Here is a 13,610-nt window from a genome sequence, read left to right as displayed (position 1 = left end):
AACTGAGACGAATTTATTAGTATCAAAATTAATATTTTAATAACCCAAATAAGAAAACAACTTATTAAGTTAAATTTTTTATTGCTTTTAGGTTATTCTCAAATAGTATAATTAAATATTTCATTTACAAACTCTTTCAATTTGGAAGAGTTTGTTTTTTTTTAAAATAAATCCTTCCTCTGATAAATCTTACCTGTTGAAATGTTTTGGTACAACTTTTTTAGGTTAAAATATGGTAAGATCATAAGTAGTGAAGGTAGAAATAATATTTAAACTATTTACCGATGCAGAATTTTGAAAATATATTCCCCAAAACTTCATCATTCGTAAATTCCCCGGAAATCTCGCCCAGATTTTCCAAAACATTTCTTAATTCAAATGCTAAAAGTTCTGTTGGAATTTTAGATTTTATGGCTTCTTTTACCGCATCAACAGCCAACAAAGAACTTTTCAACGCCTCATAATGCCTTTGGTTAGAAACGATCACATTGCTTTCTGTATCTTTCAAATCTTCAATGTAAAGCGACAATTCCGTTTTTAAAACTTCTACGCTTTCCACATCTTTCGCGGAAATACCAATAATCGTATTCGTAATATCCGGGAATAATTCAGATTTTATTTTCGTGTCCAGTTCATTTTCAAAATAACCGCCATTAAGGTCAATTTTATTATGAAGCAAAATGATCTTCAGATCTTTACGCTGAAACTCTTTGATAAAACTGATCACTTCTTCCGCCGAAGAATCAAACTCGTCATAAAGATAAAGCAGGATTTTTGCCGAGGCAATTTTCTCTTTCGCTTTTTGCACGCCAATTTTCTCAATTTCATCCGTCGTTTCCCGCAAACCAGCCGTATCAATAAACCGGAACGCATTGCCTTTAATGTGCAAAACTTCCTCAATCGTGTCGCGCGTCGTTCCCGCAATCGCACTTACGATCGCACGTTCCTCTTTCAGCAAAGCATTTAACAGCGTCGATTTCCCGGCGTTTGGTTTCCCGATAATGGCTACTTCTACCCCATTTTTCACCGCATTTCCATATTGGAAACTTTCAATCAAAGATTTCAATTTCCGCTCAATTTTATCCAGCAAATTATTCAGCGCAGTTCGGTCCGCAAATTCCACATCTTCTTCCCCGAAATCCAATTCCAGTTCCAGAAAAGAAGTAAAATTTAAAAGTTCGCCGCGCAACAAAGATATTTCTTTAGAAATCCCGCCTTTCAATTGGTTCAAAGCCACTTTTCTCGCCGCCTCATTTTCAGATGCGATCAGGTCGGCGATGGATTCCGCCTGTGCGAGATCTATTCTACCATTCATAAAAGCGCGCATCGTAAACTCACCGGCTTTGGCGAGTCTCGCGCCATTTTTCACTAAAACTTCCAGTATTTTTTTCGCAATATGAGGCGAACCGTGGAAAGAAATTTCCACCACATCTTCAGTCGTAAAAGTCTTCGGCGCCAGAAACACAGAAACCATCACTTCGTCGATTAATTCATCATTTATGGTTGAAGATTGATGATCGATTTTGGCATTATCATTTATCAACAATCTTTCATCATTTATGTCTTTTTCCACCACAAATCCATAATGCACCGAGTGCGATTTCGCCGTCCGCAGATCACTTCCTTTAAAACATTTTTGCGCAATTTCCACCGCCTCATTCCCGGAAAGCCGGATAATTCCCAACGCCCCTATTCCGTTTGCCGTCGCCAATGCACAGATGGTATCTTGATTTAAATTGCCGTTCATACCGCAAAATTACGGAAATAATAAAGAAATTCAGGAGCAACACGGTTTTGCTTTTTCCGAAAACTGTACCCGCTTTCCATTACAATCTTTTTTATAAAACTGCTCTCGCAGATTTATAAAAAAGGATTTTCATTGCAATCGGGGCTAGGTTGAAGGGGATTTTTTCTTTTGGAGGTTTTAAAATGAAAAATTTAATTTAAACCCATATTTTAATTTGTGATATATTTGAATACAATAATTAACAAAATAGATTTTCATAAATGGAATTAGTCAGTCAAATAATTAATGAATTAATAGATCCACAAAATAAAACGTTAAGTTCTGCATTACTTAAAACTAAAGTTTTGGCTAGTAGAATACAGAACAAGGAATTACTAAATTGGGCGGATTCAGAACTTACAGGTTATAATTCAGTTGATGAATTGCCTGAATACCGACTGGCAATTCCAAATTTGTTAATCGGTAATTTTACAAATGGAAACATGCGATATACAAATTCTCAAATTCCTACTGCTGGTCTTGATGAAGAATGGAATAAGAGTTTACGAAGTACAGATTTTAGCAATAGTGTAACTGAATTAGAAAATATGTTTTCAAATAACGATAAAAATTCAACTTTCAATTCACCAATACGCGCAGAAATAGTTGGTTTAATAGAAAATAATTGGATTAAGATAGGCAATCCTTTTCTTTCTGTTCAAAATGTGAACAAAGTCATTTCAAAAGCAACCATTGAAGGTATTCTTTCAAATGTAAGAAATAAATTACTAGATTTTATGCTGAAAATCGATGAAGAATATGGCAATATAACTGAAATAAAAGAATTACGAAATAAAGAGAAAGAGATTTCAAAAATTATCAATAAAACTATAATAAATAATAATGGAGATGCAAATATTTTAAATACGGGTGATGATAATTCTTTCGACTATAAACAAGAATAAATCAAAATTATTTTTATTTTTTAAACAAAATTCTGCAATTAGAATATATTTGTAAAAAGAATTTTTCCCACGTTAAAATTTCAATTCTAAAAAATACAAATAAAAAAATTATGGATATTTCTAAAAATTTTATTTTAGAGGAAACAATCTCAGATTTAATAAATGTAAACTTGTCTCTTACAGGCCCTCTTATAAAACTTAATTATTTTGGAAAACTTATTAAAAATTCAGATTTAATCGAATTCACTAATAAAGAAATAAACGGTTATGAAAGTATTGATAAAATACCAAAATATAGAAAATCATCTCAGAGGTTATTTGCAAATGTGCAGAGTTATATGAATAACCAAAATGTGGAAGTTCCTATTTCGATGTTAGAAGAGCCTTTCAATAAAGGGCTTAGAGATTTGATAATTTTTGACGGAATACAGACTATAGAAAAAATGGCAAAGGAAATGTTAGAGGGAGATGGTAAAAATGAAATTTTTCGTCCTATTCCGATGGAAATGCTTTCAATTATTCAAAAAGTAGTTAACCAAATATTGGTTGACAATAGAAAAGTTTTAATACAAAGTGCACATACTGTTTCAAATGCTCATATTTTTTTAGAAATACAAAGTTCTATAAGAGTAAAATTATTGGATTTCGTTATGGAAATAGGAGAAAAATTTGGGCATAATATTGAGATTAGTAGTTTTAAAGAAAATATAGAATCAAATAATCAGATAATAAATAATATAATGAATACAACAATTACGAGTACGGGCGACGGAAATGTACTAAACACAGGAAACGACAACAATATTAATATGTCAAATTCAATTATAAAAAATGATCTAGAATCATTAAAAAAACAACTGAAAAATCATGGCATTGAAGAAAATGATGTAATTGAATTAGGAGAAATAGTGTCTGAAGAAAATTTGGATGAAAATAATAACCTCGGTGAAAATTCCAGACAATGGATATTAAAAATTTTAGATAAATCTCTACAAGGAATTGGGAAGATTTCCACAGCAGTTTCCGCACAACTACTTTCAACAATGATTAAAACATATTACGGAATAGGACAATGAAAGCAATCCACATAACAAAATCCGGTGGACCGGAAGTTTTACAATTACAGGAAACCCCAAAACCAAAACCGGAAAAAAACCAGGTTTTAATTAAAGTAAAAGCCGCAGGTGTCAATCGCAGCGATGTGATCACGCGCCAAAACACCAATACTTACGGCAAAAATTCCCCTGAAACTTTAATTCCTGGCTTAGAAGTTTCCGGCGAAATAACAGAACTCGGCGAGAATGTAACAGATAAAAAAGTCGGCGATAAAGTCTGCGCTCTAATTCCCGGCGGCGGTTACGCGGAATTCGTTGCCGTAGAAAGTTCGCACGTTCTTCCCGTTCCCGAAGGCATCAGTTTAACCGACGCCGCGGCAATTCCTGAAACCGTTTTCACCGTTTGGCTTGATGTCTTTCATTTGGGACAACTTCAGCCGGGCGAAAAATTATTAATTCACGGCGGCACAAGCGGCATCGGAACCATGGGTCTGCAAATGGCAAAAGCGTGGGGTTGCGAAACCTACTCTACCGCAGGAACAGAGGAAAAAGTGGAGTTCCTTAAAAATTTAGGCGTTGATCACGTAATCAATTACAAAAGAGACAATTTCGAAGACGTGTGGAAAGACGAAAAAATAGATGTCATTTTAGATATGGTCGGCGGAGATTACACCCAGAAAAATCTCGAAATCCTCAATAAAAAAGGCAGATTAGTTTACATCAACGGCATGAAAAGTTCTGATGTCAATATCAATCTGCGCACGATAATGGCAAAAAATCTCATCTTAACCGGAAGTTTTTTAAAACCCCAAACCGACGACATAAAAACCCAGATCGCAAAAGACGTCGCAAAAAATATCTTGCCCTTGTTTGTATCAAAAGAAATAAAACCTATTATTTATAAAATCTTTCCTCTCGCAGAAGCCGCCGAAGCCCACAAACTCATGGAAAGCAGCGAACATATCGGTAAGATTTTATTGACGATGGATTAAATTTTTAAGAGCCTGTTAAATTTAATTCTAAGATAATTTATACATCAGAAATTTTCTTTTCCCCATCCCTAAAGGGTGGAAAATTTCTCACGGAATTTCGTCAAAAATCTTCCGTTTAGATTTGAGATTCCACGCTGCATTACGCTTTGCTTCATTTCGCTCTGAATAACAACGTTGAGAATTATAAACAAACTTGCATTTTATTGACCTAGGAAACGGAATCGTTAAGAAAATTTAGATTTCAGCCGTTAAGAAATTTTTTCTGTTTGAGTGGCGGCAAAAAATGATTAACTCAGAAAACAAATAAACTTTTCGCCCGAGTTCAAAAATTTTAGGCTGAAATTTAAATTTTTAGGTGAGTTTCCAGTCTTGATTTTTTGGTTCTTTTTTATCAAGAAAAAAGAATGGAATGTAAAAATAACTTCTGAGATTAAGCGCTTCATTCCGATTTGCTTCATTCCGCTCTGATGGCAAACTTTTCATTAAAAATCAGACTTGTATTAGAAACGAATTAGGAAACGGAACCGTTAAGAAAATTTGAATTTAATTCGTTAAAAAATTTCCAGTGTTTGAGTGGCGGCAAAAAATTAGGATTGAAGAAACAAATTCTTTACCGCCCGAGTTTTGGAAATTTTAGAATTAAAATCTAATTTTTAGGTGAGTTTCCAGTCCTGATTTTTTGATTCTTTTTTATCAAGAAAAAAGAATGAAGAGTAGAAAAAGAATTAACATTTAGATTCCGCGCTGCATTCCGCTTTGCTTCATTTCGCTCTGAATGAAAAAATTTGGATAAAGATATACATTAGAAATTTGCTTTTCCCCGACCCTAAAGGGCGGAAAATTTCTTACCAAATTTCGTCGAAAATACTCAGTTTAGAGTTGAGATTTCATGCTGCATTTCGCTTTGCTTCATTTCGCTCTGAATGACAAACTTTGGATATATATAGACGTCAGAAATTTTCTTTTCCCCGGCCCTAAAGGGCGGAAAATTTCTAACAAAATTTCGTCGAAAATAGTCAGTTTAGAGTTTAGATTCCACGCTGCATTCCGCTTTGCTTCATTTCGCTCTGAATGACAAATTTGATTTAAAAAAGACGCTTTTATTTGAAACGACCTAGGAAACGGAACCGTAAAGAAAATTTGATTTTAATTCGTTAAGAAATTTCCAGTGTTTGAGTGGCGGCAAAAAATTAGGATTGAAGAAACAAATTAGTTACCGCCCGAGTTTGGAAATTTTAGAATTGAAATCTAATTTTTAGGTGAGTTTCCAGTCTTGATTTTTTGGTTCTTTTTTATCAAGAAAAAAGAATGAAGCGTAAAAATTACTGCTGAGATTCCACACGTCATTCCGCTTTGCTTCATTTCGCTCTGAATGACAAATTTGATTTAAAAAAGACGCTTGTATTTGAAACTACCTAGGAAACGGAGCCGTTAAGAAAATTTGAATTTAAGACGTTAAGAAATTTCCAGTGTTTGAGTGGCGGCAAAAATTTTGGAGTGAATAGACAAATTCGTTTCCGCCCGAGTTTGGAAATTTTAGAATTAAAATCTAATTTTTAGGTGAGTTTCCATTCTTGATTTTTTGGTTCTTTTTTATCAAGAAAAAAGAATGAAGAGTAAAAATAATTGCTGAGATTCCACGCTTCATTTCGCTCTGAATGGCAAACTTGTGGTTTAAAAAGCAAATTTGTATTTAAAACGACCTAGGAAACGGAACCGTTAAGAAAATTTGAATTTCAGCCGTTAAAAAATTTTTTCTGTTTGAGTGGCGGCAAAAAATGATCAACTCAGAAAATAAATAAACTTCCCGCCCGAGTTCAAAAATTTTAGGCTGAAATTTAAATTTTTAGGTGAGTTTCCAGTCTTGATTTTTTGGTTCTTTTTTATCAAGAGGAAAGAACGAAGAATGAAAATTGTATTAAAGATTTAATTCTGAGTTATTGAGGTCTAAAAATCGAATATTTAACTAAAACAATTAAAAAACTTGAATTTTGCCAAATCTTTTTACGATCGAAATTACGAAATATTATATAAAAAACAGGCTATTATTAAAGAAGTTATAAAATTTTGTTAAACTTTTTTGCACAACAGCTTATGGCTTAAAACCTGCATGGGAAGAAGAAAATAAATATTATAAGTAATTTAGAAAATAAAAAAGTAGCCATTTTATCAGCGGACGGTTTTGAGCAGTCAGAATTGGAAAGCCCATTAAAAGCTTTGAAAAAAGAAGGTGCGGAAGTTGACATTATTTCTTTAAAATCCGGGGAAATAAAAGGAATGACGGACCACGAATGGGGAAATGCCATTAAAGTTGATAAAACTGTAAGTGAGACAAAGGTAGCTGATTATGACGCCTTAATTTTGCCGGGAGGAGTGATCAATCCAGATGCTTTAAGAAATGATGAACATGCAGTAAAATTCGTGAAAGACTTTTTCGCAACAGATAAATTAGTTGCTTCAATCTGCCATGGACCACAAACTTTAATTACTGCGGAAGTTGTTAAAGGAAAAAAAATGACATCTTTCCCTTCAATTAGAAAAGATTTGGAAAACGCCGGTGCAAATTGGGTTGATGAACAAGTTGTAAAAGACGGAAATCTTATTACCAGTAGAAATCCAAAAGACTTAGATGCTTTCAATGCTAAAATTGTTGAAACATTACAAGCATAAAATTAAATTAAATTTTTCATTAAAAAAAACACAATCTTTTGGTTGTGTTTTTTTTGCTTAGAAAAGGAATATTTAAAAATCTTGGCGACCTACAATTGTAATAATTTCAATCTCAGAGTCTAAAATATTAAAAAAAATTCTATCAACACCACAAACGCAAAATCTATCAATATTTTTTTGCTCCGTAACCTTGGGAAACATCAATGGATTTTCTTCAATTCTATCAAATTGATTGTAAAATTGATTCAAATATTTATCTGCTTGCAATTCTCCAAATTTGTAAAATCCATAGTTGTAAATTCTATATAAATCTTCTTTGGCTTCTTTGCTCAAAAATAAATTATACATTTTTTATCCTACTTTTAAATTCAGCAAGTATTTCTTCTTTGGTTTGGTGTGGTGCTCTTCCACTTTTTAATCCACGATCAATTTTCATTTGAACATAATCGTTATATTCTTTCTGATCGCGGGCCTTTTTAATTAAATAATTTACCACTTCACTTTTACTGCTGAATTCTTGCTCTTCAACTTGATTTTTCAACCATTCGTCATTTTTTTCTGCTAATGTGATACTTTGTCTAGCCATGATATTTATTTTTAGTGGTGTAAATTTACACCAAATAATTTACTTTTTTAGATTTTTAAAACTTTAAATATTTCCGTATTTTTGCAACTCATTAAATCAAAATTATGTTCAACAGTTTACAGGATAAATTAGATAAAGCGCTTCACAATATTAAAGGACGCGGGAAAATCACGGAAATTAACGTCGCAGAAACGGTAAAAGAAATCCGCCGTGCGTTAGTGGATGCCGATGTAAACTATAAAGTTGCCAAGGATTTAACCAAAAGAGTTCAGGATACGGCTTTGGGACAAAATGTTTTAACGAGTTTAAGTCCGGGACAATTGATGACGAAAATTGTTCATGATGAATTGGTAGATTTAATGGGCGGTTCGCAGGAAGGAATTAACCTTTCAGGCAAACCAAGTGTAATTTTAATTGCAGGTTTGCAAGGTTCTGGTAAAACAACTTTTTCGGGAAAACTCGCCAATTATTTAAAACAAAAAAAAGCAAAAAACCCTTTATTAGTGGCTTGTGACGTTTATCGACCGGCTGCGATAGAGCAATTAAAAGTTTTAGGAAAACAGGTTGGAATTACGGTTTATACTGAAGCCGAAAACACAAATCCCGTTTCTATTGCAGAAAATGCGATTTCTTTTGCTAAAGAAAATAAATACGATGTTGTAATCGTCGATACGGCAGGTCGCTTGGCGATTGATGAAGCAATGATGAATGAAATTAAAAAAATTCATCAAACCATTAAACCAAATGAAACGCTTTTCGTGGTAGATTCCATGACGGGACAAGATGCGGTAAATACGGCTAAGACTTTTAATGATACTATTAATTTTGACGGTGTCGTTTTAACCAAATTAGACGGTGATACGCGTGGTGGAGCGGCTTTGACAATTCGTTCTGTTGTTGAGAAACCTATCAAATTTATTTCTACGGGTGAGAAAATGGAAGCATTGGATGTTTTCTACCCGGAAAGAATGGCAGACAGAATTTTAGGAATGGGTGACGTTGTTTCTTTGGTGGAAAGAGCTCAGGAACAATTTGACGAAGAAGAAGCCAAAAAATTACACAAAAAAATTGCCAAAAATGAGTTTGGTTTTGATGATTTCTTAAAACAGATCAACCAGATCAAAAAAATGGGAAATATGAAAGATTTGATGGGAATGCTTCCAGGCGTGGGAAAAGCCATCAAAGATGTGGATATTAATGATGATGCTTTTAAACATATTGAAGCAATAATTCACAGTATGACGCCGGACGAAAGAAGAACGCCGTCTTTAATAAATACAACCAGAAAACAAAGAATCGCGAAAGGTGCCGGAAGAAAAATTGAAGACGTCAATGCTTTGATGAAACAATTTGAGCAGATGGGCAAAATGATGAAAATGATGCAGGGGCCACAAGGCAAACAAATGATGCAAATGATGAGCAAAGGAATGCCAAATATGCCGGGCGCGGGCGGAAATCTTTTTGGAAAATAAATTTTAGAAATCTTTTTAAAATAAATAAATCCTGAGAAATTCTCAGGATTTATTATTTTTTAAATTGTTGCAGAATTAAAATCTGTATCCCAAACCAATATTAAGATAATTTGCTTTCACAGAATAGTTACTTGGTGCGTTTTTCAAGTGATCATTTAACTGAAATGAATATCGGCCTTCCAAAAATAATTTTGGCGTAAATTCATAAGCGGCGCCTAAAGCCAGTCCAATATTTGTTGTATTGTAATTGTCCGGATAAGGGTTATCTGAAAAATCAAACAAAAATTGTGGTCCTGCCTGAAGATTAAATTTTGGATCAACGTAGTATTTTGCTACGATCGGAATTTGTAAAGCACTGTCACCATCAATATTTACATAGTTTATAGCCGGTTCAATTTTTAATTTACTTCCTGCATTAAATTCCGCAAAAAATCCGGCGTAAAAACCTCCATCGTTATTTGTAGAAGTTCCAAATGGTGTTTTTGCCTTTGCAAAACCTGCAAGATAACCTGCGTTGGCGCCAAAAACAGCTTTTTGCGCGCTTACCAATCCAAAAAATGCAATGGCAGAAGTCAGTAATAATTTTTTCATATTTAAATATTTTTTTTAATTAATTGCGAATATAATATATTTTAGTAAGCAAAAAAAATCCTGCGCATATGCTCAGGATTCTCTTTTTTCATCTAAAATTGCGCTGACCGCTCTACCTAATCTGAAATTTTTCTAATATTTATGGTAACGAAACTACCGCTTAATAAACTTACTACAATACTTCCTTCGTTAACTCCAAATAAAAGCTTATCGCCTGCAGTTAATTTATAAATACTGTTAATACTTGTTTGGCTGATCGTTATATTTGCTACAAGAAGATTCGCACCTGAGAATAATCTTTCATCTAACAATGTAGCGGCGGCTGAACCAACTTTTTTAAAAACACCTATCCCTGGAACTCCACCAAGGATTGACGCTTGCACACCACTTCCATATCGAAATTCATAATTTACTTCATAAATACCCGTACTTTTCGCTGTGTAACTATCGTCAGTTACATCAAAATTAGCATTAGGATCAGGGTTATCGATTTTGACATTTGCTTGCGAGAAATTAATTCTGTTATAACCTGAACCCGCAAAGATTGCTACGTTTGCAAGATTAACGTTGGTATCCTTTTCCACTTTTACAATGCTTCCATTAACAGCTGATTGCAAAGTGGTACTGATTATCTGTACTTCCCTATTAGTTGGATTGACAGCTAAAACATTATAACTTGCTGCGGGAGCATGCGTTGGTGTTAATCGCACCATTATATTTCCATTTACATCTAATGTTCCTTGCGGTGTGGGCGTATTAATCCCCACCTGAGAGAATGCATAACTGGAAAGTAAAATGCAACTTAAATAATAATATTTTCTCATAATTAAATGCTTTAACTGATTATTAAAGCTAATTTAAAAACAAAAAACATAATAATCAAATTATTAATAAAATAGTATTTTAGTTATTAATTATATAATTTTACGCAATAATTGATTATAAGTATTAAAATTTATGACAAATAGGTTAAATATAATACACTTTTACAATTTGAGTTTTAAAATATTACACAATTATCAAAGTTTTTAAATATTTAATAATATATAGTAAATTTTAGTTCATTTTAAAAAAATAATTCGTATATAAACTTAGGTTTAACTAAAAATTACGTTTCCATATTAAAGTAGAAATAATGGGAGATAGCGACTTTTTAGAATAATTGTATAAATATGATTTGAAGTGTTAAAATTTAAAAATTCTCACCAAATCCTATACAAAAAAAATTCAAAATATTTCAAATAATTTGAAAAATATTTAAAAAAACTGCTTTTTTATGTGTAAAAACAAGAATTTTTCATTAAAAAAAACTCAAGATTTTTGCACAAATCGTCGTAAAATTTAGAATTTTTTAAAAACTTTGATCGATTTCAATTAAAACAGTAAGTTTTAGAAAAAAAATTCTAAGAAAAATGTTTAATGATTTCTTTAATAAACAAAAAAAATCCCGCCACATGTGCAGGATTTTATAATCATTAATGAAATATGGAAATTTGATTTAATTTAATACTTGATATTCGCTAAAAAAATAAAATCTTTAATTTTCATTCTGCCGTTTATCTTCTGCTGCATAAGCCACAATTATTTTACGAACTACAGGATGCCGAACTACGTCTTCTTCCGTTAAATGCACGAAGCCAATTTCATCTACATTTTCCAAAATTCGCATCGCTTCCTTCAATCCGGATTTTTGGCGCATGGGCAAATCAACTTGTGTTGGATCGCCGGTGATGATAAATTTGGCATTCATTCCCATTCTTGTCAGAAACATTTTCATTTGAGAATGCGTCGTATTTTGTGCTTCATCCAAAATTACAAAAGCTTCATCCAAAGTTCTGCCTCGCATAAATGCAAGCGGCGCAACCTCAATTACATTTTTTTCGATAAAACCTTCCAGTTTTTCATGCGGAATCATATCTCTCAAAGCATCATAAAGCGGCTGTAAATAAGGATCAAGTTTTTCCTTTAAATCGCCTGGTAGGAAACCCAGACTTTCACCAGCTTCAACTGCAGGTCTCGTTAAAATTATTCTTTTCACTTCTTTATCACGCAACGCACGCACGGCTAAAGCAACACTTGTGTAAGTTTTTCCTGTTCCGGCCGGACCAATTGCAAAGACCATATCTTTTTTTTCACTCTCTTTTACGAGTTTTTTAAGGTTGGTCGTTTTCGCCTTAATGATTTTGCCATTAACGCCTTTTACGATCACATCATTGTCAAAAACAAGTTTTTTTTCATCTTCATCCTTTATTCTCAGAATACTTTCCACATCTTTTATATTGATCGTATTGTATTTTTTAATGAAAGAAACAATGTCTTCAAGTTTAGTTTTAAAAATACTGACAGTTTCCTGCTCGCCTTTCGCGGAAATATAATTATCTCTGCCAGTAATTTTTAAAGTGGGAAAAGAAGATTTAATTAAGTTAAAAAATTGATTATTTACACCGTAAAAGGACTTTACATCTATATCAGAAATTTCGTAGTTCAGTTCAAACATTCAGTATTGATTTTTATTTTTTTAAATTTATTGCTACATTAAAATTATAATAAATATTTTAAAAACATCTAATTTAAATGAATCATTTGTTAGAAACTTTTTATTCTAAACTAATTAAATTAAATTTGCAATAACCAGAAACGGTGAAGCTCAAACAAAAATTTCTATGCCTTTAATTACTTTAACATCAGATTACGGTCTCGTAGATCATCGTGTGGCAGCGATAAAAGGTAAAATTTTGAGCATGAACGAAGACGCGAAAATTAATGATATTTCGCATGAGATTACGGCTTATCACTTAACGGAAACGGCTTACGTTGTACGAAATGCCTATTCTCATTTTCCCGCGGGCACAATTCATATTATTTCTGTTGACAGTTTTTATTCAAAAGACAGAAAACTTATTATCTATAAAGCGAACGGCCATTATTTTATCGCTGCAGACAATGGTTTACTGTCATTAATTTTCTTTGATCAAAAACCTGAGGCGATTTACGAGATCACATTAAATAACCGTTTTGATGATATTGTAAAATTCACAAGTACGGATATTTTTGCGCCTGCAGCTGTTCATCTTTTAAATGGCGGTTTGCCGGAAGTGATTGGCAGAAAATTAAAAAATCCTTTGCAGTTGACCTTTCCAAGAGCAGTTTACAATGAATCCCAGAAAATTATCATTGGTGAAATAATGTACATTGACAATTTTGGTAACGTAATTTCTAATATTTCACGGCAATTTTTTGAAAAGATAAATGCTGTACACGAAAATTATATCGTGAAATTCCGTAATCTTTCCTTAAATAATATTTACGACAGTTACACATCATTTATTCCGGATTGGAATAATGAGGTACAATATCACGGAAAATCTATTTCACTTTTTAATGATGCAGATCTGTTAGAAATCAGCATTTACAAAGGAAACAAAAACAGTGGCGCAAAAACTTTGTTGGGCATTAATCTTGGCGAACATGTTTATATTGAGTTTATTTAATCATCGATTTTAGACTTTTATTTAAAACTTTCTTCGCACAGTTTCTTTATCTTTGTTAATAA

At 32.7% G+C, this 13,610-nt stretch carries 12 protein-coding genes; 6 read left to right on the top strand and 6 right to left on the bottom strand.

All coding sequences use genetic code 11. The features are described from left to right. Positions 1–274: 274 nt before the first annotated feature. Positions 275–1,747 carry a tRNA uridine-5-carboxymethylaminomethyl(34) synthesis GTPase MnmE gene (gene mnmE, locus BM238_RS02645; protein WP_090078626.1) on the bottom strand — a complete coding sequence of 491 codons (1,473 nt, stop codon included), beginning with the start codon at positions 1,745–1,747 and terminating at the stop codon, positions 275–277. A 260-nt stretch (positions 1,748–2,007) separates the two neighbouring features. Between mnmE and BM238_RS02640 the strand changes: the two genes are divergently transcribed. The 4 genes from BM238_RS02640 to BM238_RS02625 all read left to right on the top strand — a co-directional run bounded on the left by BM238_RS02640 (position 2,008) and on the right by BM238_RS02625 (position 7,408). After that, positions 2,008–2,691, top strand: coding sequence for an AbiTii domain-containing protein (locus BM238_RS02640; protein ID WP_090078625.1), 684 nt, complete (start codon positions 2,008–2,010; stop codon positions 2,689–2,691). Between the two features lie 110 nt (positions 2,692–2,801). Continuing rightward, positions 2,802–3,767, top strand: coding sequence for an AbiTii domain-containing protein (locus BM238_RS02635; RefSeq protein ID WP_090078624.1), 966 nt, complete (start codon positions 2,802–2,804; stop codon positions 3,765–3,767). Next, positions 3,764–4,738, top strand: a complete 975-nt coding sequence (locus tag BM238_RS02630) for an NAD(P)H-quinone oxidoreductase (RefSeq protein ID WP_090078623.1) — start codon at positions 3,764–3,766, stop codon at positions 4,736–4,738. The genes BM238_RS02635 and BM238_RS02630 overlap by 4 nt, the downstream gene beginning before the upstream one ends. Positions 4,739–6,871: 2,133 nt before the next feature. Continuing rightward, positions 6,872–7,408 (top strand): type 1 glutamine amidotransferase domain-containing protein, encoded by a 537-nt coding sequence (locus tag BM238_RS02625; protein ID WP_090078622.1) that lies wholly within the window; start codon positions 6,872–6,874, stop codon positions 7,406–7,408. A gap of 72 nt (positions 7,409–7,480) precedes the next feature. Here the strand turns inward: BM238_RS02625 and BM238_RS02620 are convergent, their stop codons facing one another. Then, a complete protein-coding gene (locus BM238_RS02620) occupies positions 7,481–7,756 on the bottom strand; it encodes a type II toxin-antitoxin system RelE/ParE family toxin (RefSeq protein WP_090078621.1) in 276 nt (91 codons plus the stop codon). Next, positions 7,749–7,994 carry a ribbon-helix-helix domain-containing protein gene (locus BM238_RS02615; RefSeq protein ID WP_090078620.1) on the bottom strand — a complete coding sequence of 82 codons (246 nt, stop codon included), beginning with the start codon at positions 7,992–7,994 and terminating at the stop codon, positions 7,749–7,751. Before BM238_RS02615 ends, BM238_RS02620 begins: the two co-directional genes overlap by 8 nt. Positions 7,995–8,098: 104 nt before the next feature. Between BM238_RS02615 and ffh the strand changes: the two genes are divergently transcribed. Continuing rightward, positions 8,099–9,466, top strand: coding sequence for a signal recognition particle protein (ffh, locus tag BM238_RS02610; protein WP_090078619.1), 1,368 nt, complete (start codon positions 8,099–8,101; stop codon positions 9,464–9,466). Positions 9,467–9,541: 75 nt separating this feature from the next. Here ffh and BM238_RS02605 read toward each other — a convergent pair whose 3' ends face one another. The 3 genes from BM238_RS02605 to BM238_RS02595 all read right to left on the bottom strand — a co-directional run bounded on the left by BM238_RS02605 (position 9,542) and on the right by BM238_RS02595 (position 12,554). Further along, on the bottom strand, positions 9,542–10,057 hold the full coding sequence (locus BM238_RS02605) for an outer membrane beta-barrel protein (RefSeq protein ID WP_090078618.1): 516 nt from the start codon (positions 10,055–10,057) through the stop codon (positions 9,542–9,544). A gap of 116 nt (positions 10,058–10,173) precedes the next feature. Continuing rightward, complete coding sequence (locus BM238_RS02600; protein WP_090078617.1) at positions 10,174–10,881, bottom strand: hypothetical protein; 708 nt, start codon at positions 10,879–10,881, stop codon at positions 10,174–10,176. Positions 10,882–11,594: 713 nt separating this feature from the next. Then, positions 11,595–12,554 (bottom strand): PhoH family protein, encoded by a 960-nt coding sequence (locus BM238_RS02595; RefSeq protein WP_090078616.1) that lies wholly within the window; start codon positions 12,552–12,554, stop codon positions 11,595–11,597. A gap of 166 nt (positions 12,555–12,720) precedes the next feature. On the opposite strand from BM238_RS02595, the gene BM238_RS02590 reads away from it, so the two are divergent. Beyond that, a complete protein-coding gene (locus tag BM238_RS02590) occupies positions 12,721–13,548 on the top strand; it encodes an SAM hydrolase/SAM-dependent halogenase family protein (protein WP_090078615.1) in 828 nt (275 codons plus the stop codon). Positions 13,549–13,610: the final 62 nt, after the last annotated feature.

It is taken from the genome of Halpernia frigidisoli (assembly GCF_900113805.1).
Classification (GTDB): Bacteria; Bacteroidota; Bacteroidia; order Flavobacteriales; family Weeksellaceae; genus Halpernia; species Halpernia frigidisoli.
The sequence above is the reverse complement of the archived record's forward strand: the minus strand, read 5'-3'. Positions and strand labels throughout refer to the sequence as shown.

Bases quoted from the DNA above. Each gene is read 5' to 3' on its own strand.
- BM238_RS02595 (WP_090078616.1), bottom strand. From the start codon at position 12,554: ATGTTTGAACTGAACTACGAAATTTCTGATATAGATGTAAAGTCCTTT.
- BM238_RS02590 (WP_090078615.1), top strand. From the start codon at position 12,721: ATGCCTTTAATTACTTTAACATCAGATTACGGTCTCGTAGATCATCGT.
- BM238_RS02600 (WP_090078617.1), bottom strand. From the start codon at position 10,881: ATGAGAAAATATTATTATTTAAGTTGCATTTTACTTTCCAGTTATGCA.
- mnmE (WP_090078626.1), bottom strand. From the start codon at position 1,747: ATGAACGGCAATTTAAATCAAGATACCATCTGTGCATTGGCGACGGCA.
- BM238_RS02635 (WP_090078624.1), top strand. From the start codon at position 2,802: ATGGATATTTCTAAAAATTTTATTTTAGAGGAAACAATCTCAGATTTA.
- BM238_RS02615 (WP_090078620.1), bottom strand. From the start codon at position 7,994: ATGGCTAGACAAAGTATCACATTAGCAGAAAAAAATGACGAATGGTTG.
- BM238_RS02620 (WP_090078621.1), bottom strand. From the start codon at position 7,756: ATGTATAATTTATTTTTGAGCAAAGAAGCCAAAGAAGATTTATATAGA.
- BM238_RS02640 (WP_090078625.1), top strand. From the start codon at position 2,008: ATGGAATTAGTCAGTCAAATAATTAATGAATTAATAGATCCACAAAAT.
- ffh (WP_090078619.1), top strand. From the start codon at position 8,099: ATGTTCAACAGTTTACAGGATAAATTAGATAAAGCGCTTCACAATATT.
- BM238_RS02605 (WP_090078618.1), bottom strand. From the start codon at position 10,057: ATGAAAAAATTATTACTGACTTCTGCCATTGCATTTTTTGGATTGGTA.
- BM238_RS02630 (WP_090078623.1), top strand. From the start codon at position 3,764: ATGAAAGCAATCCACATAACAAAATCCGGTGGACCGGAAGTTTTACAA.